We start from the raw sequence: 24159 nt of genomic DNA, 5'->3' as shown, positions 1-24159 counted from the left end.
CTCATCCCAGAGAATATTTTTCCTGTATGACTTTAGACACGCTGACCAGAAGATCCATCGCCCCTTCGCTGGCTTCTTCGCTCAGTCCGCTCAGTCCGCACTGAGGCGTAAGAATCGAATTTCTGAGAAGAAGTTCCCTGTCAACTCCTTTTGATTCCAGATCAGAAACTATCTTTTCAAAGTGGGCTATGATCGAATCGCAGTTTGTGTCTTTCAGAGTTTCTTCATTATTGGGTATTATTCCCCAGGACAGACATCCTCCCCTTTCAATGAATGCAGACACCTCTTCCGGGTACAGAGCTATCGTATATCCGTAATCATACGCATCGAATGACAATACATCGATGTTCATGCTCATTACCAGCGGCCAATCGGTATTGGCGCAGCAGTGTATGCCCTTCATATCTTCCAATCCTGAAACAACTTCATTGATCCAAGAAACTGCATCTGAAGGGGATATGCTTGCAAAAGGAGTTCCGATTATACTCAGATAAGGCTCATCTATGAAGATAATGGTCCTTGCGCATTTCTTTTTTAATTCTTTCTCTTGCCACATGGCTGTAAACTGCAGATTTTTCCTCAGAATTTCTGCATATGTCGGATCATATATTGCAGGTTTGTCATCCTGATCAGTCATCTGCAGCCCCAGAGAAATCGGGCCGGTAACCTGTCCCTTTATTGCTTTGTAGTCTGAAAGCTCTCTTGATATGAACTCGTAAAATCCTGAGAAATTCTCTGCAGGAAGAGGAAACATCTCCGGATCCTCGGAAATAATCTTCATGTAAATTTCTTCAGGGTCGTAGTCAAGAAGATTCACGCTGACACGCTTGTTCTCCTCGTCAATTTTGATCCCCGGTAAATTTTGTGAAAACTGGATATACATATTCTCTCTGAATCCAGTCATAGGCAGCTGCGGCCAGGACGGGATCTCATTCAGATATTTGATTATGAAGTCTACTGCTTTGGCGGGGTCCGAATGCGGCAGAGACCCTATGCAACTGGGCGAGCAATTCCATTCCACAATTATTGAGATAACAGCATCTGATATATAGTTCCCGATCAGGAGCTCATTTTCCTGCTGTGTAAAACCTTTCTTCGTTTGTGTGAGGCAGGAATAACGCCGAGGAATACTGATCAAAGAACGAGTTTGATGATGACAGATCAATGTATGTCATAGAATGAGCAATGTCCTCTGCTTTTTGTCTTTCAACTTTGGAAAGAAGGCATGACTTTGCACCGCTGAGCGAGGCGTTTCCAAGCAGTTTGAACTTTTCATACGGTATCGGAGGCAGAAGGCCAATTACCTGCGCATTGCGAATATCCAGATAATTTCCGAATCCTCCTGCAATGTAGACTTTTTCAAGATCATTAAAGTCTAAACTGACTGCATCGAGCAGAACGCAGCAGCCGGCGAATATTGCCGCCTTTGTTCGGATTACATTCTCTATATCACTTTCGTTGATGGAGATTTTTTCAGTAAGGCTGAATACGCCGTCCTTTATGCGGCCCTTCTTGTCTACTTTCTGATCAAGAAAAAGCTGTGCAACGGTATCGATTATGCCGGAGCCGCAGATGCCTTTCGGCTCCGCATTTCCTATCACGCTGTACTCCGCCCTGCCGTCTTTGATTTTTACGCAGTCTATCGCTCCTTCAATGCCTCTCATGCCGCAGGAGATATCTCCGCCCTCAAACGATGGTCCTGCAGATGTTGAACAGGTGAGAAGCCAGTCGCGGCAGCCGAGTGCTATCTCTCCGTTTGTTCCCACATCTATGAGAAGGGACGGATGCTCTGACTGCTGCATCTTTGATGCCAGAACTCCTGCGGTGATGTCCCCTCCGACATAACCTGCACAGCTTGGGATAATATACACCGGAGCATCCTGGAATGCTTTTATTCCGATATCTGACGCTCTCCAGACAGGCGGGAAGTTGGTTACGGGAACATACGGCTCAAAGCGGATATTCTTAGTTTCCAGTCCTAAGAGCATATGGATCATTGTTGTATTGCCGCCGATGCACAACGCATGAATCTCTTCTTCAAATGGTTCAATAAGACCGTTGATGGTGTCAAGAATAAGTTCTGTCAGTCTTTCTTGTCCGTTTTCTTCTTCATACATCATACGTGAGACAACATCCTCTCCGCAGACTATCTGATGATTGTAATCAGACGCCGCCTCAATTGTTTTTCCAGTCTGCAGATCTATGATTTCTAAAGCGACTGTTGTAGTTCCTATGTCTACAGCCAGACCGTAAATTGATTTATTTTTTGGAATGATGTCTATTAAGGAACTGCCGCTCACTGCAGCTTTAACATTCCACTCTTCAGCTCTGAGTGTTCCAGACAGCTTTCTGAGAGCTGCCGGCAGACTCTGCAGATTATCAGCTCCAAGGGCTCTTCTTAATCTTTCAAAATCAGCCTCTGAATTTTCCATGCTGGGTCTTTGAACTTCTGCTTCTTTTATGAAAGTCAGGGGAGAAAAGTCAGAAATCTCTGCTTCATCATAAAACGAAGCAATTTTTTTACTCCCGCTGCTTACTGATGTAAGAACTGTAAGATCTCCGCATACTTCTGTTATGCAGCTTAATCTGTAACCCTGTGCGTACTCTTCATCAGAGATATGCGGATTTTTTCCACAGGTGCAGTTTCCTTCTATGATGACTTTACATCTTCCGCAGGATCCAGTTCCGCCGCAGTTCCCGCCAGTCTCTATACCGGCCTCTACGGCTGCTTTGAAGACTGTAGTCCCGTCTTCAACCTCAACTGTTTTGTTTCCCGGGAAAAATGTAACTGTGTGTTTCACACTATAGAAATCTGGGCTATGATATTAATCTGCTTCCCTTCCCATGTATATCTTAGCTCAATATGAGCTCAACTCGACGGAGGCGTAATAATGAGAGTTACAAGCAGCGGTATTATTGATGGAATGATTGAAGACAAATATGGATGCAAGGGTGCGCATTTCAATAAAAACGGGATGCCGACATATTCCCTTCCTTTTGAGATTCGTGACAAACCGGAAAACACGAAGTCTTTTGCATTAATTCTCGAGGATAAAGATGCATTTCCTGTCACCAAGGGCTTTTCATGGATTCACTGGACAGCTGCAAATATCCAGCGTACTGAATTGAAAGAAAATGAGAGTCAGACTGCTGAAGATTTCATTCAGGGTGTAAACAGCTGGATGAGCGTCCAGGGTGGAAATCAGAGTGCTGAGGAATCAAGTTTCTACGGCGGAATGGATCCTCCCAACGGCATGCACACCTATGAACTGCATGTGTTTGCGTTAGACACGCTTTTAGACATAAAGCCCGGCTTCATGCTGAATGAGTTATGGTGGAAAATGGAAGGTCATATACTAGCCAATTATACACTCAAAGGGAAGTACTCAAACAGATGAAAATTGATGTCTATCAATGCTGGCCATCTTTTCTGCATTCTACCTAGCTAGATGGTCAAAATCCCCTTTAAATATCTAAGTAGGATTATACCATCAACTCAAATTTCTTAGAGGTATAACGATGGAGAAAAAATGCATAGCAGGTATCATCGTTGTTTTGGTAGTAGTTATTGCAGCATTTGGTGCATATCTACTTCTTAGCGACGATTCCAAAGCAGAAGATAATCCATATTACTTCTTTATCCAGACTGAAGAAGGGTATGATTCCGAAGGATTGCCTTATGAATCTAGCGTGATGCAGGAAGGATTCTGGGTAAAAGGCAATGGTGACAATGCAAGCGATGCCCTTCAAAATGTTTGTAAGAGCAATAACTGGAACATTGTAATCAGTGAAATGCCAAACAGCGGTGGAGACTCTATGAACGCTCTCTTCAGCTTAGAAATGACTGAGGTAGAAGGAGTCTATCATTACTGGGTGATATATAGCTGGGATGATGGGCTGGATTCATTTGGATTCTCTTCAGTTACATTAGACAGGATAGTCGCATCCGAGGGTCCACAATATATCTCTTTGGTTTACAAAGCAGACACATCATCTAGTGTATTACCATCTGTCACACCGGATGATATTCCGAAAGACGTACTCTAAACTCACAATGCGGCAATCTGCCGCATCACTAACTTTTTTTAATCCAGATGCACTGTAGTGATTGATGGAAGTTTTACACTTCGCTAAATATCCATTTATCAAAGATGCTGTTGAATACATAGAGGAGCGCGAAGTATCATTAGATGATGTTTTAACTCACGAATTGTACATTCCGGCGAGAGCGCGGGCCAAAAGCAGAGTCATTGATGCTCTGGAATATGGAGAAGTATTTTTTCGTTCAATGAGCAACGATGAAGAGTGTCTGGAAGAAATTTTATCTTATGCTGTTGCAAGAATTCTGGTATCCTGTGTTGGAGACAAATTCCTCATCAAGAGATATGCACTTGCTGAAGGAGTCACTCTCGCGGAGAGGCTTGAACACGAAGAGATTGAAGTCGTAGAAGATGTAGCATATCAGCTGGGAATCTCTACACATATGCCGGATGAAGACAAGCTTTCCCTTCATTTTTCAGACTATCTGCGCTTAGCATCGCGGATGAGAAGCAAAGAATGGAAACTGATCAATATTGAAATTGAAAATGGGGAAGTAGCACTGAATCAGATCAAATTTGCAAGACTGATGCAGCAGGCGCTTCAGGATAAAATAGAACAGGAACTTCCGCTGAATGTACCAGATTCTGTAAGAAAAGCACTTTCTGCAGACATTTCTGATCTGAAGGGACGTACGGACATTAGACGAAGCCAGATGACTGCTCAAAACTTTGGAAAAGTGACAGTTGAGAATTTCCCGCCCTGCATGAAGCACCTGATCGCCATGGCGCAGGCCGGTGAAAATCTGCCCCACTCTGGGAGATTTGCCTTGACAACATTCCTTCATCACATAGGACTTTCAGTCGATGAGATCCTGTCTCTCTTCGGCACATCTCCAGATTTTGACATTTCCAAATCAAAATATCAGATAGAACACATTACAGGAGAGATTTCCGGTACTGAGTACATCCCTCCTGAATGCTCTACCATGAAAAGTTACGGCGTTTGTTTCGAACCGGATAAGCTTTGCAATAATCCCAAGGCCAAGATTGTCCATCCTTTGAGTTATTACAGGATGAAGAACAACCCTAGGCCTAAGAAGCCGGTTACTCCAGCATCTTCCAGATCTTGATTGCACGCTGTACTGCAGTCAGGTTTCCTATGATTGCAAACCAGAGCATGACAATTCCGAAGATTGTTATCGAGTAATCTCCTATTGTAATCCATGCGCTGTCTGTAACTGCCATATAGATAACCTGAATGATCGGAGCCAGTGTTAAGAGCACTACACGGTCTGCTCTTCCGAGAAGCCCGCTGTAAAGCCTTCCTGCACCTATGGCCTGACACTGTGTTCCCATGTAGCTTGTGAGCAGTACTCCGATTATTGCCAGAATGCCGATGTAAGGACTGCACCATGCGCTTACCGCTACAGAACCTATCATGATCACATCTGCATATCTGTCCAATACGTGATCCAGAAGGTCTCCGCGTTTTGATGATTTAAAAGTCATCCTTGCAACTTTTCCATCGATTGCATCAAAAAATCCGCTTAAGATTACAACGACTGCCGCTAAAGGCAGCAGAATATACCAATAGTCGCCGTAGCTGAAGTAGATAAGCAGTCCTGCTACGATAGCTAATATAAAGGCTATCCAGGACAGTGTGTTCGGATGAAACCTCGACAATGCTTTTGAAAGGGGGTCCAGTATAAATTCAACGCTGTCCCTTTTAGAATCTAATACCATTTTAATACCTCTTCGCTCCAGTCAATGCTGCCGGGGGCATAATTGCTGGTGTCTCCGGATTTAATTCTCAAAACAGCATCGCACACTTCTTCAGCCGACATCTCGGTTGTATTGATCTCCGAAACTTCAGTCTCGGTCTCGGTGGCTTCAATCAGGATAACATCCAAAGCTTCAGCTTCCACATTTTCTCTTACCTTGGATTCTTTCCATCCCCTTGACTTTAAACGATCTGCCAAAACCTCAGGACTGCATCTTAGAACAATTATCCTGTCGCAGGATACGAAGTGTGCCAGATGTCCGATGAGTACGCAGTCTTCCGTAATGTTCATTGCAGAAACTGCGTCATCCAACACGTCTGGATCAACGTCATAGCTGCCTCTTTCGGAGTCAAATGAGTCATACAGCTTCTTCTCTTTTACAAGGTCTCCAAGCTCTATGGTTCTGATCCCCCTTTGCTGCAGTAATTTTCCAACCGTGGTTTTACCAGTGCCGGGTGTGCCTGTGAGTGAGATTATCACAATTGCCCAATGCAACTCACTTAGTTATATGTTCCCGATTTAACAGAGAATCTAAAAACTCCATGCGGCACAAAACATCGTCCCGGCAGGCATTCAGTTTTTTCACCAGAGGTTCTGGATTTTCTTTCTGAAACTCAAAATCATAGATTACATCCATGAGAATGAGAGGTTCCGGGGGAGCGAGTCCGAATGTCTTGTCTTCCCCTTCCAGTGCCTTTTTGACATCTTCTATGTCTGTATGTCTGAGGGAAACATCATCTATCGCAGCAACCATCCTTCTGATCATATTTCTGAGAAACTCTCTGGAATGAATGTCGATGATATATGCTCCGTTTCTGTGCTCAACATCGATTCTTTTTATTGTTTTGACTGCATCCTTTCCATCTGGTCTGCAGAACCTTGTGAAGTCGTGTGTTCCCTCAAACAGACTGGCGCAGGCTCTCAGCAGTTCCTCGTCTTTATTGCGTTCTGGAAGAACATACCTGTACCAGCGCTCCTTTGCGTACCGCGGATAAAACGTATCTGGAACTTCAGCCACGGCATAGTAATATATGTTTTCTGATGCTGCATTCAGCGCCTGCAGGAGGCATTCTCTGCGGAACTCAGTGTCGAATGCCACTACATTTCCGAGAGCGCTCACACCCTTGTCGGTGCGGCTTGCGAACCCGAATCTGGATTCATCGATGGTGGAGATAGCGCCTATCTGTGTAAGTGCAGAAATAACCTCAGATTCCACAGTCGGCAGGTCTGGCTGCCTCTGCGATCCCATGAATTTCCTGCCGTCATATGCAATCTTTACTGCGGCTCTCCAATGCATATAACTTAAGTATCGACCCAGTATTAATGCCCCCCGTTATTATGGCTGCATATCGTGTCGTTCTGGTCTCTCCGCTCTATGATGGAAATGTTGGAGCAATCGCACGTGCTATGGCAAATTTTGGGCTTTCTGAACTTGTCATGGTAAATCCCTGCGAGCTCACAGATGAAGCTTTCAGACGAGCCAAGCATGCCCAGTATATCTTGGAGAATGCCAGCATCGTTTCTGATTTTGAGACAGCGGTTTCCGGCTGCGATCTTGTTGTCGGGACTTCCGGAATCGTCACCAGCGGTCAGAAAAATTTCACGAGGATTCCTGAAAGCGCCAGAGGCTTTGCTGATAAAATGAAGAGTTATACTGGAAAAGTGGCTCTGGTCTTCGGTCCTGAGGACGATGGGCTTTCCCAGCATGATCTGGAGCACTGTGATATTCTGGTGCACATTCCGTCAAGCGATAGCTACCCCGTTCTGAATCTTTCTCATGCAGTTTCCATCATTACCTATGAAGTGTTTTTAGCAGGCAACTTCGAGCATAATCTGTCTGAAGCTACCGATGAAGACAAGGAACGTCTCTTTGAATTTTTCAACTGCCTGCTTGATTCAGTGAATTATCCAGAATTTAGAAAAGAGAACACATCAACAATGTTCCGCAGAATAATCGGCAGAGCCGTCTTAACAAAATGGGAGTTCTGCACTCTGGTGGGAGTAATTGCTGATGCTCATAGAATAATCGAGGGGAAGAAGCCTCTTCCTCCCTGATCAATTTAAAGCTGATCTTCCATTGCCTTAGGAATGCGTTTTCTGGTGTATTCTCTGACTGCATTTCTGATGGCATCATCAATTGAAACAGAGTCACCGTCTTTGACAAGGCATTCAAGCTCTACCACATTTCCCTTGGGAAGATCGATGGTGATGCGTTCTATATATTCAGGAGTAAAATTCGCATCTACGAACTCATCGACAGCTGTCCTGATCGCATCAGACACTGTAGGAAACCTACCCATTTCCACAAGTTTTTCCAGCGCTTTAGCTCTGTCATTCTGGAGTCTCACGGTGATTCTTTCAGTGTCCGCCATACTTACTACCTCGTCTTTATTGTCAGACAAAACATGCATTAATGTCAGACATATGTCATATATGGCATTGGGTATATAATCATTAGTGTCTGCTCAAAATTTGTTTAAACCCTGTTAAACACGATTTTATTTGGCTTTTTTGCAACATGAGTATTTAAGTAAAATGCTGGTTTTTTGCCTCTTTCAAGCACAAATGCTTTATAAAGGTATATAAATTCCATTGATTGGTGACCTAATTGGCCAGAATAAAAATTGAGAATGTAGTAGCTTCCACTTCTCTTGGTGAGGAGCTTGATCTGCAAGCGATTGCTCTTGCATTGGAAGGTGCGGAATATGAGCCAGAACAGTTTCCGGGACTTATCTATAGGCTTAAGGAACCTAAAACAGCTACTCTTTTGTTCCGCAGCGGAAAAGTTGTATGTACTGGAGCAAAAAGTCTTGAGAATGTCAAGGTAGCTATCACAAAGGTCGCCAAACAGATTGAGAAAGCCGGCATCAAAGTACAGATCGAACCTGATGTTGTAGTTCAGAATATTGTCGCTTCTTCAGACTTGTGCCAGGAGATCAATCTGAATGCAATTGCCATTTCTCTTGGACTTGAAAGAGTAGAATACGAACCAGAGCAGTTTCCGGGTCTTGTATACAGGCTCGATGAACCTAAGGTAGTAGTTCTTCTCTTTGGATCCGGAAAACTCGTATGCACCGGTGCCAGACAGCCTTCTGATGTAGAAGAGGCTGTATGTAAGATCACTGAGGAATTACGTTCAGCGGGGCTTCTGCGCTGATACCTATTTTTGACAACCACATGCACCTCCAGCCTGCAGGAAAAGGCGTGGAGGCGGTCAACATTTTTCATAAGTACGGCGGCACACATGCAATTCTGTGCCACATGCCTTATTCTGAAGTTCAGATTACATCAGGCAGCAGTTTTCTTGAATCTTACAACATCACACTCAGAATGGCTGAAAAATGCAACTCTGAGACTCCAGTTAAGCTCTTTACCGCTGTAGGACCTTACCCAGTTCTTCTTATCGGACTCGCTGAGAAATACGGCATGAGCAGGGCTGTAGAGATCATGAAAGAAGGAATGGAATCTGCTCAGAAACTGGTATTGGAGCGCAAGGCCGTAGCTATCGGAGAAATCGGGCGGCCTCATTTTGAAGTCAGTCCTGAAATTCTTGAAGCCTCCAATGAAATCATGGCTTATGGGATGTCTCTTGCTAAAGAAGCAGGCTGTCCCGTCATCCTTCATACTGAAAGCGGAACTTCTGAATGCATGGCGGATCTGGCTAGAATTGCGGATAGTGCAGGCCTTCCAAGATCGCGCGTTGTCAAACATTATTCTCCTCCATTGGTGCTGGAAGAAGAAAATTTTGGTCTGTTTCCTTCAGTTCTCGCAACCCGTCCTGCAGTTTCTGAAGCTCTGGAAAAAGGAACCAGATTTGTGATGGAAACTGATTACATGGATGAACCTTCGAGACCCGGGGCAGTTTTGGATATAAAAACAGTTCCTAAGCGCACCATGGGTTACATAAATTCTAAAAGGATGACTGAAGAACAGGCCTGGAAGATCCACAAGGATAATCCAGAAGAGCTTTACGGGTTTAGTCTGAACTTTTAATTTTAGACTGCATTTTCTGTCTTTCTACCCATTCTTGTCCTCTGGGAGACTTATGCCAAGAAGATAGTATTGAGGACAGATATTCATCGCCGTTCACCGCTGCAGTAATATTTTCTTCTATGATGTCGGGTTCAGTGTATGTGTCTAAGACTTCTTGTGTTCCGTGTACAAGATCCCATCTTTCTTCGATTGCAGGGGAAATCTCTTTGTTGGTATTCTTCAGTGTTTTTATTGTAAATTTTATCCCTGAGCGGTCTGAGAGCTTTTTCATCATGTAGTGAATGGCTGGAACTGAGTATACTGATAATTCCCCTTTTTCCTGATGAATGAATAAGTAATCAGGAACCTCAACATTCTCGTTCACTCTTTTTGCCCAGCTGATTTCGGTATTTCTGACGATTTCATACTTTTCCAATTCTTTTTTGGTATCTGGATGGAAGATCACAGTTCTCAGACTCGTACCGTACTTGTCTTTTCTCATGACGCATACATGATCTTGATAGATGTCATTCACGCACAGGCTGAGCATTTCTCTGTAACGCAGATTCAGCTGAAGTCCCATGTGAAATATCAAACGCTCAACGCCTTCTGCTTCATTCAGTACCAGCTGGACCTCTTCATTTGTAAGTTTATCCTCTTCGTTCGGTTTGCTAGGGTGTTCAGTTATCTTCATTATTTCAAAAATCTTATTTTTGTTAAATGACGCATATCTTGAGGCAGTGGCATAGTACTCTTTGTTTATACTGGCTGGAGATCCTCTGAGCAGAACATCCCTTATAAAATTAACAACGTCTCCATCCCATTCCTGAGGCGAAGCGCTCATTCCGTTTTCCACCAACTTTGTGCAGATCCATGAGAGTATACATTTCCGCTTATAAACAACCAGTTCAGAGAGTCCGCTGTTCGCTAAATGCTATATGTAATTATTGAATGTAATTTCAGGATTCCACTCCTTCTCTGTACCGTTATTTTCTTCAGTTGAGTATTGGGTAATGTCACTCATTTGATCCGAATATTGATATTACATCTGATATTAATTATTGTCTAATCTATTATTTAAGTCCCAGACTGCTGAATATTATTATAATTTATAGTATTATCCATATATTTCATTGATCTGCGGTTGCATTTGAAGAATATAGATTTTGAAAACTGGTACAAAACGTTATAATACACAAAACGAAAATGGGCCACGATTCGTGTCTCATTGGAGCTAGTATATGAAAAGTAAAACAGTCAAACGTTATTCTAAAAAGCAGATCCTGTCCATGTTGGATCCTCTGATTGCAGAGTGGTTTACCAACAGGTTTGAAGATTTTACAGAGCCGCAGTCTTACGCTGTGCCTTTAATACACCAGCGTAAAAATGTTTTAGTGTCTTCACCGACAGGGTCCGGCAAGACTCTTACAGCTTTCACGTCAATTATCAATGAGCTTTTTAAATACTCCAAAGAAGGGAAGCTGGAAGACAGGGTTTATGCGGTTTACATCTCTCCGTTAAAGGCTCTGGCAAATGATATTGACAAAAATCTTGAAGAACCCTTGAGAGAGATGAGGGAAACGGCTGAAAGACTCGGAACTGAGTTTCCCAACATCCGTGTAGGGGTGAGGACTGGAGACACATCTCAGTCCGAAAGACAGAAAATGCTGCGGAAGCCTCCGCATATTCTGATAACTACTCCTGAAAGTCTTGCTTTGATACTGGCTGCTCCAAAGTTCAGGGAGAAGCTCTCCGGTGTAGAATATGTAATCCTGGATGAGATTCACGAAGTATGTGATTCTAAGCGCGGGGTCTTTTTATCTCTCACCTTGGAACGGCTTCAGGACATCTGCAGCAAACCGTTTGTGAGAGTCGGATTGTCTGCAACACTGGCACCGATCAATGAGGTGGCTGAATATCTGTGCGGTTATGAAAACGGAGCTCCCAGAGACTTCAACATTGTGGAAATTATGAGACAGAGGGATCTGGATATACAGGTCATATGCCCAACGGAGGACATGACAGCTCTGCCTTATGAGGTGGTCAATGCCAAGATGTATGACCGCCTGAGCGAGATGATAAATGAGCACAGAACCACAATTGTCTTTACAAACACTCGTTCCGGTACTGAAAATATCGTCTACAAACTGAGGGAGCGCGGACTGGAGAGCGTTGAGGCGCATCATGGTTCATTAGCCAAAGAGACCAGGCTTGACGTTGAAGAACGTCTGAAGAACGGGGAGCTGAAGTGTGTTGTTTCTTCAACATCTCTGGAACTTGGGATTGACATAGGGTTTGTTGATCTGGTGGTGCAGATTGGTTCTCCCAAGTCAGTTGCCAAAGGCTTACAGCGTATTGGCAGGAGCGGTCACGGCCACGGGCTTACTTCCAAAGGCAGAATACTTGTCTTTGAGAAGGACGATCTTGTGGAATGCGCGGTTCTCTGCCGTGCTGCCCATGATAAGCATATTGACAGAGTCTCAATCTCTGAAAACTGTCTGGATGTACTTTCTCAAAGCGTTGTCGGAATGTCTCTTGAGAAAAGATGGGAAGTCGATGAGGCTTTGGAACTGGTCCGCAGGTCATATTGTTTCAGAAATCTCAAAAAGGAAACTTTTCTGGAAGTGCTTCGTTACCTCGGCAGCAAAGATGCCTTTGAAGGCGTTTATCCTAAAATTTGGTATGATGAGGAAGAAAACATCTTCGGCAGAAGATCAGGTTCCAGGATGATTTACTTCCTGAATTTAGGAACGATTCCTGAGGAAGCAAATTACAAGGTGTTTACTGAAAAAGGCGGCATGATTGGGGACCTTTCGGAAAAGTTCGTAGAGAGGCTTTCGTCCGGTGATGTTTTCGTTCTCGGCGGAAAACCGTATGAATATGTGCGTTCAAAGGGAATGAAAGTCTTTGTCAGGGATGCCGGAGGCCGCAAACCCACCGTCCCGTCTTGGAGTGGAGAGATGCTTCCCCGTTCATTCGATCTTTCAATGGGGGTTGCTAAATTCCGCAGGGAAATGGCTGAACGCATTGACAGAGATGACAATATGGAATGGCTGATGTCGTTCGGTGTAGATGCCGGGTCAGCTCAGTCTATTATTTCATACTTTAATGAACAAAAAGGCAGCTGCGGATATATTCCGGATGATAAAGATTTGATCATTGAAGGTTACGTTGATCCTTCTGGAAAATACAGCATGGTCTTCCACTTTCCTTTCGGAAGAAGAGTCAACGATGCTCTTTCTAGAGCGTATGCATTCGTCATAACCAGAGAAATGAACTGCAACGTCTCAGTATCTGTTACTGACGATACATTTATGATCTCTTCTCCGGAAAGAATCAATCTTGCAGTAGTGAAAGATCTGCTGAAAGAGAGCGCTCTGGAAGACACCCTTATGCGTGCCATCAAAGATTCTGAGCTGTTTAAGCAGAGATTCAGGCATACAGCATCCCGCAGTTTCATGATTCTTCGTAATTATAAAGGAAAAGAAGTATCCGTGGGAAGGCAGCAGATACGTTCTTCTTATCTTTTAGATGCTCTGCGCAGCATTGACGGCGTTCCGGTAATTGATGAAACTTACAGAGAAATCATGGAAGATGTTATGGACATAAACAATGCAAAACTGATTCTCCATAACATTGAAAGCGGAGAGATGAAGGTTCATACTATTGACTATAATTCTTCTCCGTCTCCGTTTGCACACAACGCTGTCCTGGCAGGAATTTCAGACATGGTTCTGATGGAGGACCGCGGAGCTCTCCTGAGGGAACTGCACCGTAAAGTTCTGACCAAAGTGCTTGGAGTGGATATATCAGAATTCGAGTTCAAGGAAGATCAGGTAGTACCTTACTTCCGTCAGAAAACAGGCACTGCCTCAACCAAGCAGGAACTGTTCAGTCTCATATCCAGAATTCAGCCCGTAAGGGTATTCAAGGAAAAAGGAAGAAATGTGTATCCTTTCTGTCTTGCCAACCGGGAAGACATAGATGAATGGACCAGGGAGCTGCTGGAAGACGGAAAGATCTCCACTATTTTCCTTGATGATGTTTATTTCGTAACTTCTAAAGATCTTCCTGTATACCTGTCTGCGTTGTCCTCGCAAAGAACGCTGAACGAGCTTGACAACAAAGTCCTTGAGTCTCTCGATGAAGAGCATATGATTCCTGAGCTGGTATCATCGCTGGAAGTTCCTAGAGAGAAGATTGCGCAGTCTCTGAGAAAGCTTGAAGTATGCGGCTTGGTGAAGCGTACAGCATATCAGAATGGGAAGTGGACCTATCTCAAGCAGGAAGAGCTTTCTCTGCCGTCAAGAGAAGAGTCCATTGATACAGCAATCCTGAATTATCTGAACTGCTACGCTCCTGCGGATGTAGAGGATATTGCATTTGCATTAAGCCTCTCTTCTAAGGAGGTGCAGACTGCCTTGAAAGGCATGATGCACAGAGAACTGGTGAGAGAAGGTAAATATTTAGTTTCTGAAAATAATCAATATATGCTTAAGAAAGATTATCTGAGATTGAAGACGGATAACCTGCAGGCATATGATTATTCAAACGTGGAGGCACACCGCAGAAATAAGCAGGACGGGCCTTTTGATACGATTGAGGAATTATTCAAAGCGAATGTTACACTCGGCTCACCGTTAGATGCATTTTACCGTGTAAACAACTTCAGCATGAAAGACTGGGAAGAATTGAGAAAGTCTGGAAAAATTCTTCTGGGCAGGTTTATGCGGGGGCGTGTAAGGTATATACTTTCAGAAGATGCTCCTCCTTATGTATCAGCATACCGCAGAGATAAACTGAATGCACTGGATACCAGAGTTTTGGAAATAATCTCCTCTGCTATGGGTGATGGAGCGTCACTGAGGCAGATCTCTGCGATTATGCCTGACAGAAGCAAAGATGAGATCAAGGAATCCATCGACCACCTTGACCGCAATATGTATGTTGTACGCAGGTTTGAGGAAAGAGAAGAGCGTGCATCCGAGAACACATACATCAGGTATGACGCACCGGAATTCGATGGCGATCCTGTCAGAGATATCGTTGAGCAGTACATCCGGTCCTATGGTCCCATTTCTGTCTATATGATTTCAACTGCAACGCAGTTTACAAACGAACAGATCATGAATGTCATTAAAGATCTGGACGTGGAATCAGTCTCAGTCGGGGAAGGGCGGGAAGAAATGTTTGTCTTCCGCGATGAACTCGAGAATCTTGGAAAAGCAAGTACCCAGCCGCAGGGATGCAAAGTCGTGTCTCTCTATGATCCAAGTGTTCAATCAATCTGGGCTGCAGTTGCTTCCAGGTTCGGAGACAGATGGATTTACCCGATTATCCGCGATGGAACCCTGATCGGCGGGGCAGAAAAATGGAATATGAGCGGTGTCATCGAAATCCGTGAGCTGGATGTAGATACTGTTGAAAACATTCCCTCTGTTCTTGATGCGTTAGATGTTCTCATGCAGTATCATAAGATGGAAGGATATGATGTCATCAGAATGAGAGAAGTTATGGGAAATACCCCTTCCAACTCTCCGCAGGAGGTACGGGACATCTTTTCATCAAAAGGATGGATTGAAGTCGGCGACATGTTTGCAAAAGGGAATTTGGTCCCTACCCGCTGTTCCTTCGATTCAGCCCTTTCCTTAGTGTTCACAAAGCAGGGATTAGGCAAACGCTTCCAGAATGTAGCAGATGCCATCAAGGTTCAGGGAGGTCTGCGTTCTGATGCTTCAACTTCAATCAGATGCCGCAACAGGATTCCTTTGAAAAGCATGTTTGACATGGGTTTTGTAGTCAAGGTTCAGGCGATTCCTGATTACATTACGTACACATCTCTGGAATTTGCCAGTCTCTGCAGGGCTGCAAAGAACCGTGAGATTACTCCTGATATGAAACTAATTCTGAAGATGATTGAAAGCGGAAAACCAATGTTTAAAGGTACGATCTTAAACAATTCTCCGCTAAGCAAAGATGCCACCCAGGAGGCGCTGAAATCTCTGACTTCTGGAGCAATCATCTATACTGATCAGAATAAGCGTTTCAGAATTATCCCAGATTCAGGCATGGATGTTCATGACGCAAGAAAATCAATAATCATCCACTTCTTTGAGAACTACGGCCTGTTTAGCGCAGAAAACCTCTCTCGTTTCCTGAGATTCCGCATGCCGATGAGAGACATCCGGCAGATCCTTGCAGAACTGGAGGATGAAGATTTCCTTGTGAAAGGATTCTTAGTAGATGGTACAGACACGATGTACTGGATCATGAAGTCTGAACTGGAGAGCTATGGAGCTGCAAATTTCAAAGGCGAGGTGGTCATAACACCGGACGACAATCTGCATACATATCTCTCAGATTGGATTAAAAAACTGAGAGGAGGAGCTACTTACTCCGTTATAATGGACGGCTCTAGACTGGCAGGATCTTTCCGCGGCAGAGTCAACTCCAAAGATGAAATGTCTGTCGAAGACTTTCTCGGCTCTCGGGAAGCAGAACTCATCTTGGAAAGATATGCCCGGTCTAACGGGATCGTGTGCAAGCGCACCACCGATTCCGAAGATGACTGGGACATTCTTTCATTCTATGAGAAAACAAATCCAGGAACTGTATAAAGTATACATTTGTACGAAACGTTTAATATCGCCCAATCAGCTTCAGGGTCATGAAGATTCCATGTGAACTAATTGTTTGGTATGTGCTTCCTGCCATACGAAGAGAATTAGCTCGAGAATTGGTTGACAAACATGGCATGATTCAGGCAGAAGTAGCCCGTAAGTTTGGTGTTACTGATGCAGCTGTTTCACAGTATCTAAAATCAAAAAGAGGCAGCAACAAAGAGCTTGAGGCCAGCGGCAGATATGATGAATTCAAAAATGAAATTACCATATCCGCTCAGAGAATCGTTGATGGTTCAGACATAGTTACCGAAACATGCAGGATCTGCGAAATAATCAAAAAAAGCGGAATGCTAGTATCGATCTATGAAGTGCATACAGGTCTGAAAGCGCCAGACTGCGTATGTCCAGACTGCTGCCATATCGATGATTAAATCTTATATTCAGGGCTCATGCCGATATAGAAGTATTCCTGAGCATAGCCGGCATACGGTCCGAAGTGATCTCTTGCATAGGAGCCGACCTTTGCGTAGCTTCCTTTGATACCATATTTATCTTCCATGACATGACTTATTCTTGCGTCAATAGGGCAGGCCTGCAGATGTCCCAATGAGAATAAAGCAACACAGTCTGCGACCTTTGGACCTATTCCATACACAGTCATCAGTTTCTGGACAGAATCTTCATAGTTCATATTTTTCAGTTCTTCCAGATCAAACTCTCCTGAATAAACACTCTCAGCGTATTTTTTCAGTCTTTCAGCCCTGAAACCGAGTCCGCATTTTGACAGATCCTGTGAAGCAATCTCTTCAGGTAGAGGAAATGCAAATAAATCCTCTTCAAGTTCCTGTCCGCATTTGCGGCATACTGTTTCGATCATGGATTTTATTCTCGGCACTGTGGCGTTTGTAGCAAGCATGTATGATGCAGAGCACTCCCACAAGTCCTGTCTCAAAATCCGCATGCCTCTGAATCTTTCTACAGCAGCTGCCACCTGATCGTCTTTGCATATGCTGTCATAGATTTTGTCTAAGTCGTCATCAAGCCTCAGATAGTTGCAGATAAATTCTTCTGGTGCTCCTCTGAATGAGATCTCATCATCTTTCTGGCAGATGTAAATTATTTTGTCCCGACACACTCCCCTCCATTCCTCTCCTACCTTTTTCCATCGAAAGGCCTGACCATTGTTGAGTGTGTATTCTACATTCACATCTGCTTTCATGAACCTAAATTATTTTGCAAGTATTAATCATAAGTGGCTGTTTTTATAAGAGATATTCTATGCGAATGTATAATGTCTTCAGATCTTTGAATTGCAGTCACTCTGCTGCATTAATTGGTTTTAGCTCTGAGATGTTGACTCTTATGCTGGTCGTTAACTTATTATTAAATGACGCACATTCAAGATTAAAAACCATGACTTAAGTTGGAGGAATGCGAGAATGAAAAATGAAATTGTTGAGATGACAATCAAAGAAGCAATCAAAGAACGACACATGGTACGAAAATATACTGACAAAGCGATTCCTTCAGATTTAGTTCAGCTTTTAGACGCAAGATTAGAAGAAACCAACAAGGCAAATGACCTTAATATAAAACTTATAACAGGAAAATCTGACGGTCTTTCTAGCATCGCAAAACTGCTTCTAGCAAAAGGCGTAAACAACTACATCGTTCTTGCAGGACCTGACCGTGCAGACCTTGACGAGAAGCTTGGCTATTATGGTGCAGATATCATGTTGTATGCTCAAACACTGGGGCTTAATAGTTGGTGGGTTGGCGGTATGTTCAACCCAAACGGTGCGAAAAGCAATCTTGAAAATAAGTCTGTTAGAATAAACGGCATTATCGCCATTGGTTATGGCCAAACTAACGGAGTTCAGCACAAGATGAAAACTGCCGATCAAATTAGTAGTTACGAAGGTGAAACTCCTAGGTGGTTTGCTGAGGGTGTTGAAGCGTTGCTATATGCCCCTACCGCACTGAACAAGATGGCATTTACAGTTAAGGGCAGCGGGAACAAGGTCTCCATAACTTGTGACAGCGGACATTTTTCGGGAATCGACTTGGGCATTGGAAAATATCATTTTGAGGTTGGTGCTGGAAGAGATAATTTTGAATGGATTTAACAAATTAATAATCAAAACTTTTCTTTTATCGGGTTGATTTAGTACGCATTATTAGGTGTAGTGCATACTTGCTAACTTCAAGTTTGCTTGTGCTTTCTCTAAGTTTGGGTGGTTGTTAGCTTTTGTAATTGTTTTCAATTTGAGACCAATTATGACAGGACCTTGGAGGCATGAAAACGTTGTAATTTTGCGTTTTTTGTGATACTAACTAAAGGAATTATCAGCACGAATGATTGCTGACTTCGGAAAGGGGTTTGATGAAACCAATCTTAGAAAAATGCGACAATTTTACCTTACATTTCCAAATCGAGACGCACTGTGTCGCGAATTAAGCTGGTCTCATTATCGTTTGCTTATGCGTGTTGAAAATGAATCTGCAAGGCAGTTCTATATTGATGAATGTGTAAAATCAAATTGGAGCACTCGTCAGTTGGAGAGGCAGATTAACACATTTTCGTATGAAAGATTGCTTGCAAGCCATGGCAACAGGGCTGGACTGACCGACACTGAAAAGCGTGAACCTAAAAAAACGCCGGAAGATATAATCCGAGATCCGTATGTGCTTGAATTTCTCGGTTTAGAGCAAGCTGCAAGTTTTTATGAGTCGGATATTGAGCAGGCCCTTATTGACCATATGCAAAAATTCCTTCTTGAACTTGGACGCGGTTTTTCTTTTGTCGCGCGACAGAAACATATCAACTTTGATGGTAGACATTTTCACATAGACTTAGTTTTTTATAATTATGTTCTAAAATGTTTTGTTTTAATAGATTTAAAAACTGGAGACTTGACGCATCAGGATATTGGACAAATGCAGATGTATGTCAACTATTACACACGCGAACTGATGAATGAAGGTGACAATCCACCTATTGGAATTGTACTTTGTTCAGATAAAAGTGACGCGGTGGTAAAATACACTTTACCGGAAGGCAATACACAGATTTTCACGTCTAAGTATAAACTCTACCTTCCTACAGAAGAGGAATTGAAACAAGAGATTGAGGCAGAGCACAGGGCACTTGATGTTAGAGTTACTGAATAAATGCAGCTTTGATACAATCATCTGCCGTATAATTCATTCAGATGCGCTCTTTCACATTATATGCTCAGGATGAATGGAACGCGTATTAAGCATAGATCGCCTTGCATCTTTCTTATCAAAATTGGGACGCGATGATTGTCCAGGGTATGCAAAATATCATAATCTGTGTCCACCACTCAAAACAATGTAAATGGCTATACCAAAAACATATAAACCAATGGAGCCTTGCCTTATTTCAGTGCCACTGTAGCTCAGCGGTAGTCTTTTAAAAAAAGACCGTTAAGGAGCGGCGGTTTCGTAAACCGCAGGCCGAGGGTTCGAACCCCTCCAGTGGCTCTTTTTTTGTCTTTACTTTTTGAATATGGATCGTGTCTTCTCTGAAGCTTATTATAGTTGGTTCATGATACATCATCAATGATCCAGCTGGACAATCTGGTACTTCTTCTCATCGTTTTTATCGGAGGAGGCATAGGTGCAGTTTTAAGATGGTCCATTTCTACAGCGGTCTTAAAGAAAACCAATCACATATTCCCGATTGGAACATTTATCATAAACATATCTGGATCATTTCTCATAGGTGTCATTTCTACTTTAGTATTATATAATAATTATCAATTATTAAATTTATTTTTGATAACAGGCCTTCTTGGAGGATATACTACATTCAGCACGTATGAATTGGAAACAGCCCAGTTGTTTAAAAAGAATAAGTCTGCAGCAATAATTTACTGGCTTGGTTCAGTTGCTGCCGGCATCATAGCAGCATGTATCGGAGTATTTTCAGCAGGGGGATTTGCTTGAAGTACGACATTCTTCTGGTTTTTCTGGGAGGCGGATTCGGTGCAGTGATACGGGAACTGCTGGTTATGCTCATTCCTTCTGAAAGCCTTCTGTCCCTGCCTGTTTTTATTGCCAATATGACCGCTTCCTTTTTCGTTGGAATTCTAGCCGGCTTGATCTCTAAAAGTAAAATCACTGGCAGCCAAAGTGCATTTTTATCAGTTGGTTTAATGGGCGGGCTTTCTACATTTAGTACGTTTATTTATGAAATAGTTCTGCAGATAAAGACAATAGACGCAGTGCTCGTTGTGTATGTGTTTTTAACACTGGCTATTGGTCTTATGTTTGTTATGGCTGGACTCAAAATCGGATCTTATAAATCAAGATCTGTTCTTTAAGTACTCATTTACAATTTTTATTGCGCAGACATCCCCGCACATGGAGCATCCCTCATCCTCGTTAGTGATTCCTCTGGAACGGTATGCCCTTGCTTTTTCTTCGTCTATTGCCTCTTCGTACATAGCTCCCCAATTGAGATCTTTTCTTGCCTGCGACATTCTAAGGTCGCGGTCTCCTCCTCTGCCTAACGCCAAATCTGCTGCATGGGCGGCTATTTTGCTTGCTATCAGGCCTTCCTTCACATCTTCAGGGGTAGGAAGGGACAGATGTTCTGCAGGTGTTACATAACATAGGAAGTCTGCTCCTTTCCAGGCAGCATATGCGCCTCCGATCGCTCCTACAATATGATCATACCCAGGTGCAATATCCGTCACTAATGGTCCCAGTACATAGAATGGAGCGTGGTCACAAATCCTCTTTTCAAGCCTGACATTAGCTTCAATCTGGTTCATTGGAACATGTCCCGGCCCCTCAACCATTGCCTGTACGCCGGCGTCTCTGCAGCGGTGAACCAGCTCTCCAAGGTTTATCAGTTCATTGATCTGGGGGCCGTCAGTAGCATCATTTGTCGATCCAGGCCTGATCCCGTCTCCCAGTGATAATGTGAATTCATACTCCTTCGCCAGTTCCAGGAGGTAGTCGAAGTTTTTGTAGAGAGGATTTTCCATCTCATTGTGAAGTATCCAGGCAACTAAGAATGATCCCCCTCTGGAAACTACGCCTGTGACCCTCGGGGACCGTTTAAGGCGGTCCACAAGCTCTTTGGTTATCCCGCAGTGGACGGTCATAAAATCCACTCCGTCCTTTGCATGCTGGATTATCCCGTTGAAGATGTCGTCTTCAGTCATGTCAACGACAGCTCCTTTCCTTGCCAGTCTGATTCCCGTCTGATATATGGGAACAGTCCCTACAGGAATAGTGCATTCAGACAGTATTCTTTTTCTTATGCTGTCTATGTCGCCGCCTGTACTGAGATCCATCAAAGCATCGGCTCCGTATTTTAGTGAGATCTGGACCTTTTCCATCTCTTCTTCTACCTCAACGCGGTCTCTGGAGGTGCCTACATTGACGTTGACCTTTACTGAAAGTCCTTCTCCGATTCCGCAGGCTTTTGGTGAATGGATTGGATTGCGTGGGATTACTATCCTGCCGGCCTCTACGCCGCGTGCTACAAACTCTTCCGTAACGCCTTCGGTCTGTGCTACATTTTTTATCTCGGGTTCAAGCCTATTTTTCAGTCCAACCATGGAGCCCATAGTAATCTAAATTGCACTCAGATAAATGAGGTTTTGGTATAATCAGAAAAAGGCCTCGATTTTCGAGTATAATACACCTTAAAATGCCATATCCAGCATATAATATTGAGATACGTATTAGTATTAGGAAGCCATTAGGGAAGAGGTCAGAATAGCGGCAGGGATGCATAATTCTGCTAAGTTGCTGGCGAACGAATCGATGTTCGACGCGTCAGAGGTTTAATCATGGTTGAAAATGATTACGGTGCGGACCAAATCCAGGTTTTGGAAGGTTTACAAGCAGTTCGAAAACGACCCGGTATGTATATCGGATCCACAGATATCCGAGGACTACATCATCTGATTTATGAGGTTGTTGACAACAGTATTGATGAAGCAATGGCAGGTTTCTGTACAGACATCAGTATTACAATAAATGCAGACAGCAGCGTAACTGTGTCTGATAACGGCAGAGGTATTCCTACCGGAATCAATCACAAGTACGGAAAGTCGGCGGTAGAGCTGGTTGCAACAGTATTGCATGCGGGAGGTAAATTCGACCGCAAGAGCTACAAAGTATCAGGAGGGCTTCACGGTGTAGGTCTGTCAGTGGTTAACGCTCTTTCTGAGTACCTTGAAACGACTGTTAAGAGGGAAGGACACATTCATGTTATGAAATGTGAGCGCGGAGAGGTAGTTCTCCCGTTGAAAGTGATAGGAGAAACTTCTGAGACTGGTACCCAGCAGCATTTCAGGCCCGATCCCGATATTTTTGATACACTTGATTTTGACAGTGAGATTTTAGCCAACCATTTTCAGGATTTAGCGTACCTGAACCGCGGAGTTAAGATCACATTTAAAGATCTGAGGGAGGAACATCAGAGAGATAATGTGTTTTATGCTGAAGGCGGAATTGTTGAATTCGTCAAGCATTTAAACAGAGGCAAAACTCCGATGCATGACAATCCGATCTATCTGTCTTGTGAAAAGGACGATATGATACTGGAAATCGCCATGCAGTATACTGATGCGTATTCTGAGAGTGTTTATTCATATGTCAATAACATCAACACGATCGAAGGCGGAACCCACCTGATGGGATTCCGCACTGCACTTACCAGATCCTTGAACGACTATGCAAGAAAGAACAAGCTGGTCAAGGATAATGAGAGCAACCTTTCTGGAGAAGATGTCAGGGAAGGTTTGACCGCGATCATCAGCGTTAAGATTCCAGAACCACAGTTTGAAGGACAGACCAAGACTAAACTGGGAAACAGCGAAGTAAGGGGACTTGTGGATTCCTGTGTCTATTCAACTCTGGCAACATTTCTTGAAGAGAACCCGAAAGTGGCCGAGGCCTGCGTGAAGCGTTCTATCTTAGCCTTCCAGGCGAGAGAGGCAGCCAGAAAGGCAAGGGAACTTACCAGAAGAAAAGGAATTCTGGACGGGGGCGGACTGCCCGGTAAACTGGCGGATTGTTCTGAAAAAGATCCCTCGAAGTGCGAACTGTTCATTGTGGAAGGAGATTCTGCAGGAGGCAGCGCCAAGCAGGGAAGGGATCGTAAGTTCCAGGCGATTCTGCCTTTGAAAGGTAAAATCCTCAATGTGGAAAAATCAAGAATCGACAAGATTCTGAAAAATATAGAAATCAGAAGCCTGATCACTGCCATCGGTGTCGGTGTCGGTCAGGAGTTTGATCTGGAAAAGATACGATACGGAAAAGTCATCATCATGACCGATGCCGATGTAGACGGCGCTCACATCAGTACGCTTCTCTTAACTCTGTTTTACAGATACATGAAGCCGCTGATCGATGACGGCCACGTCTATCTGGCTATGCCGCCTTTGTATAAAGTTTCCAAGGGCAACAAGATCTCGTATGCGTATAATGAGAAAGAGCTGGAAAAGCTTATGGAAGAATTTGGAAAGGGTTTCGCTGTCCAGAGATACAAGGGTCTCGGAGAGATGAATCCCGCACAGCTTTGGGAAACGACAATGGATCCAAGTGTTAGATTGTTGAAAAAGGTCAGTATTGAAGATGCCGTGAGAGCAGACGAGCTCTTTACGATTTTAATGGGAGACCAGGTAGAACCCCGCAGAGAGTTTATCATGTCTCATGCAACCGAGGTTGCGAATCTGGATATCTGAGGAGGTCTGT

At 43.6% G+C, this 24159-nt stretch carries 21 protein-coding genes, 1 tRNA gene and 1 pseudogene; 14 read left to right on the top strand and 9 right to left on the bottom strand.

Annotated features, from left to right (window positions below):
• Position 1: 1 nt before the first annotated feature.
• Together H729_RS09050 and H729_RS09045 are read right to left on the bottom strand one after the other, a co-directional pair.
• Entirely contained in the window at positions 2-1021 is a 1020-nt protein-coding gene (locus H729_RS09050; RefSeq protein WP_020449706.1) for a uroporphyrinogen decarboxylase/cobalamine-independent methonine synthase family protein, read from the bottom strand.
• A gap of 46 nt (positions 1022-1067) precedes the next feature.
• Positions 1068-2801, bottom strand: coding sequence for an ASKHA domain-containing protein (locus H729_RS09045; RefSeq protein ID WP_020449705.1), 1734 nt, complete (start codon positions 2799-2801; stop codon positions 1068-1070).
• 90 nt (positions 2802-2891) lie between these two features.
• Between H729_RS09045 and H729_RS09040 the strand changes: the two genes are divergently transcribed.
• The 3 genes from H729_RS09040 (at position 2892) to H729_RS09030 (ending at position 5170) form a co-directional block, all read left to right on the top strand.
• Complete coding sequence (locus tag H729_RS09040) at positions 2892-3398, top strand: YbhB/YbcL family Raf kinase inhibitor-like protein (RefSeq protein ID WP_020449704.1); 507 nt, start codon at positions 2892-2894, stop codon at positions 3396-3398.
• 121 nt (positions 3399-3519) lie between these two features.
• Complete coding sequence (locus H729_RS09035) at positions 3520-4047, top strand: hypothetical protein (RefSeq protein ID WP_020449703.1); 528 nt, start codon at positions 3520-3522, stop codon at positions 4045-4047.
• Positions 4048-4111: 64 nt separating this feature from the next.
• Positions 4112-5170: a DNA primase large subunit PriL gene (locus H729_RS09030; RefSeq protein WP_020449702.1), complete on the top strand. Its 1059-nt coding sequence runs from the start codon at positions 4112-4114 to the stop codon at positions 5168-5170.
• Here H729_RS09030 and H729_RS09025 read toward each other — a convergent pair.
• From H729_RS09025 to truA, 3 genes are read right to left on the bottom strand one after another with little or no spacing between them, the layout of a single operon-like run.
• Positions 5145-5783, bottom strand: coding sequence for a CDP-alcohol phosphatidyltransferase family protein (locus H729_RS09025; protein WP_020449701.1), 639 nt, complete (start codon positions 5781-5783; stop codon positions 5145-5147). The two genes, H729_RS09030 and H729_RS09025, sit on opposite strands and share 26 nt — an antisense overlap.
• Positions 5774-6301: an adenylate kinase family protein gene (locus H729_RS09020; RefSeq protein ID WP_020449700.1), complete on the bottom strand. Its 528-nt coding sequence runs from the start codon at positions 6299-6301 to the stop codon at positions 5774-5776. Before H729_RS09020 ends, H729_RS09025 begins: the two co-directional genes overlap by 10 nt.
• A gap of 16 nt (positions 6302-6317) precedes the next feature.
• Complete coding sequence (truA, locus tag H729_RS09015) at positions 6318-7118, bottom strand: tRNA pseudouridine(38-40) synthase TruA (protein ID WP_020449699.1); 801 nt, start codon at positions 7116-7118, stop codon at positions 6318-6320.
• Positions 7119-7159: 41 nt separating this feature from the next.
• On the opposite strand from truA, the gene H729_RS09010 reads away from it, so the two are divergent.
• Entirely contained in the window at positions 7160-7876 is a 717-nt protein-coding gene (locus H729_RS09010) for an RNA methyltransferase (RefSeq protein ID WP_020449698.1), read from the top strand.
• Between the two features lie 5 nt (positions 7877-7881).
• On the opposite strand, the gene H729_RS09005 is transcribed toward H729_RS09010, so the two are convergent.
• Positions 7882-8223 (bottom strand): ribbon-helix-helix protein, CopG family, encoded by a 342-nt coding sequence (locus tag H729_RS09005; protein WP_236608636.1) that lies wholly within the window; start codon positions 8221-8223, stop codon positions 7882-7884.
• A gap of 206 nt (positions 8224-8429) precedes the next feature.
• Here H729_RS09005 and H729_RS09000 point away from each other — a divergent pair, with 206 nt between their 5' ends.
• Together H729_RS09000 and H729_RS08995 are read left to right on the top strand one after the other, a co-directional pair.
• A complete protein-coding gene (locus H729_RS09000) occupies positions 8430-8978 on the top strand; it encodes a TATA-box-binding protein (RefSeq protein WP_020449696.1) in 549 nt (182 codons plus the stop codon).
• Between the two features lie 20 nt (positions 8979-8998).
• Positions 8999-9814 carry a TatD family hydrolase gene (locus H729_RS08995; protein ID WP_020449695.1) on the top strand — a complete coding sequence of 272 codons (816 nt, stop codon included), beginning with the start codon at positions 8999-9001 and terminating at the stop codon, positions 9812-9814.
• Here the strand turns inward: H729_RS08995 and H729_RS08990 are convergent.
• Complete coding sequence (locus tag H729_RS08990; RefSeq protein WP_020449694.1) at positions 9798-10637, bottom strand: site-specific integrase; 840 nt, start codon at positions 10635-10637, stop codon at positions 9798-9800. The two genes, H729_RS08995 and H729_RS08990, sit on opposite strands and share 17 nt — an antisense overlap.
• Before the next feature lie 397 nt (positions 10638-11034).
• Between H729_RS08990 and H729_RS08985 the strand changes: the two genes are divergently transcribed.
• Positions 11035-16410 (top strand): ATP-dependent helicase, encoded by a 5376-nt coding sequence (locus H729_RS08985; RefSeq protein WP_020449693.1) that lies wholly within the window; start codon positions 11035-11037, stop codon positions 16408-16410.
• A 50-nt stretch (positions 16411-16460) separates the two neighbouring features.
• Entirely contained in the window at positions 16461-16847 is a 387-nt protein-coding gene (locus tag H729_RS08980) for a transcriptional regulator (protein WP_020449692.1), read from the top strand.
• On the opposite strand, the gene H729_RS08975 is transcribed toward H729_RS08980, so the two are convergent.
• Positions 16844-17635, bottom strand: a complete 792-nt coding sequence (locus H729_RS08975) for a DNA-3-methyladenine glycosylase family protein (RefSeq protein ID WP_020449691.1) — start codon at positions 17633-17635, stop codon at positions 16844-16846. The two genes, H729_RS08980 and H729_RS08975, sit on opposite strands and share 4 nt — an antisense overlap.
• Before the next feature lie 220 nt (positions 17636-17855).
• Here H729_RS08975 and H729_RS08970 point away from each other — a divergent pair, with 220 nt between their 5' ends.
• The 5 genes and pseudogenes from H729_RS08970 to H729_RS08950 all read left to right on the top strand — a co-directional run bounded on the left by H729_RS08970 (position 17856) and on the right by H729_RS08950 (position 20765).
• Positions 17856-18542, top strand: a complete 687-nt coding sequence (locus tag H729_RS08970) for a nitroreductase family protein (RefSeq protein WP_020449690.1) — start codon at positions 17856-17858, stop codon at positions 18540-18542.
• A gap of 208 nt (positions 18543-18750) precedes the next feature.
• Positions 18751-19587: pseudogene (locus H729_RS08965) on the top strand (PDDEXK nuclease domain-containing protein); the annotation flags it as partial.
• Positions 19588-19827: 240 nt separating this feature from the next.
• Positions 19828-19923: transfer RNA gene (locus tag H729_RS08960), tRNA-Thr, on the top strand.
• Positions 19924-20001: 78 nt separating this feature from the next.
• Positions 20002-20388, top strand: coding sequence for a fluoride efflux transporter CrcB (crcB, locus tag H729_RS08955; RefSeq protein WP_048134117.1), 387 nt, complete (start codon positions 20002-20004; stop codon positions 20386-20388).
• Positions 20385-20765 (top strand): fluoride efflux transporter FluC, encoded by a 381-nt coding sequence (locus H729_RS08950; RefSeq protein WP_020449687.1) that lies wholly within the window; start codon positions 20385-20387, stop codon positions 20763-20765. The genes crcB and H729_RS08950 overlap by 4 nt, the downstream gene beginning before the upstream one ends.
• On the opposite strand, the gene thiC is transcribed toward H729_RS08950, so the two are convergent.
• A complete protein-coding gene (gene thiC, locus H729_RS08945) occupies positions 20748-22022 on the bottom strand; it encodes a phosphomethylpyrimidine synthase ThiC (protein WP_020449686.1) in 1275 nt (424 codons plus the stop codon). The two genes, H729_RS08950 and thiC, sit on opposite strands and share 18 nt — an antisense overlap.
• 225 nt (positions 22023-22247) lie before the next feature.
• Between thiC and gyrB the strand changes: the two genes are divergently transcribed.
• Positions 22248-24149: a DNA topoisomerase (ATP-hydrolyzing) subunit B gene (gyrB, locus tag H729_RS08940; RefSeq protein ID WP_048134113.1), complete on the top strand. Its 1902-nt coding sequence runs from the start codon at positions 22248-22250 to the stop codon at positions 24147-24149.
• The last annotated feature ends 10 nt before the right edge of the window (positions 24150-24159 follow it).

Origin of the sequence: Candidatus Methanomassiliicoccus intestinalis Issoire-Mx1, assembly GCF_000404225.1 — an archaeon.
GTDB classification, from domain to species: Archaea; Thermoplasmatota; Thermoplasmata; order Methanomassiliicoccales; family Methanomassiliicoccaceae; genus Methanomassiliicoccus_A; species Methanomassiliicoccus_A intestinalis.
This window is presented reverse-complemented; position numbering and strand designations above follow the sequence as displayed.

Coding starts and splice junctions, on each gene's coding strand:
- H729_RS08975 (WP_020449691.1), bottom strand. CDS start 17,635: ATGAAAGCAGATGTGAATGTAGAATACACACTCAACAATGGTCAGGCC.
- H729_RS08970 (WP_020449690.1), top strand. CDS start 17,856: ATGAAAAATGAAATTGTTGAGATGACAATCAAAGAAGCAATCAAAGAA.
- thiC (WP_020449686.1), bottom strand. CDS start 22,022: ATGGGCTCCATGGTTGGACTGAAAAATAGGCTTGAACCCGAGATAAAA.
- H729_RS08980 (WP_020449692.1), top strand. CDS start 16,461: ATGAAGATTCCATGTGAACTAATTGTTTGGTATGTGCTTCCTGCCATA.
- H729_RS09025 (WP_020449701.1), bottom strand. CDS start 5,783: ATGGTATTAGATTCTAAAAGGGACAGCGTTGAATTTATACTGGACCCC.
- H729_RS09030 (WP_020449702.1), top strand. CDS start 4,112: ATGGAAGTTTTACACTTCGCTAAATATCCATTTATCAAAGATGCTGTT.
- truA (WP_020449699.1), bottom strand. CDS start 7,118: ATGCATTGGAGAGCCGCAGTAAAGATTGCATATGACGGCAGGAAATTC.
- gyrB (WP_048134113.1), top strand. CDS start 22,248: ATGGTTGAAAATGATTACGGTGCGGACCAAATCCAGGTTTTGGAAGGT.
- H729_RS08990 (WP_020449694.1), bottom strand. CDS start 10,637: ATGAGCGCTTCGCCTCAGGAATGGGATGGAGACGTTGTTAATTTTATA.
- H729_RS09040 (WP_020449704.1), top strand. CDS start 2,892: ATGAGAGTTACAAGCAGCGGTATTATTGATGGAATGATTGAAGACAAA.
- crcB (WP_048134117.1), top strand. CDS start 20,002: ATGATCCAGCTGGACAATCTGGTACTTCTTCTCATCGTTTTTATCGGA.
- H729_RS09035 (WP_020449703.1), top strand. CDS start 3,520: ATGGAGAAAAAATGCATAGCAGGTATCATCGTTGTTTTGGTAGTAGTT.
- H729_RS09010 (WP_020449698.1), top strand. CDS start 7,160: ATGGCTGCATATCGTGTCGTTCTGGTCTCTCCGCTCTATGATGGAAAT.
- H729_RS08985 (WP_020449693.1), top strand. CDS start 11,035: ATGAAAAGTAAAACAGTCAAACGTTATTCTAAAAAGCAGATCCTGTCC.
- H729_RS08995 (WP_020449695.1), top strand. CDS start 8,999: ATGCACCTCCAGCCTGCAGGAAAAGGCGTGGAGGCGGTCAACATTTTT.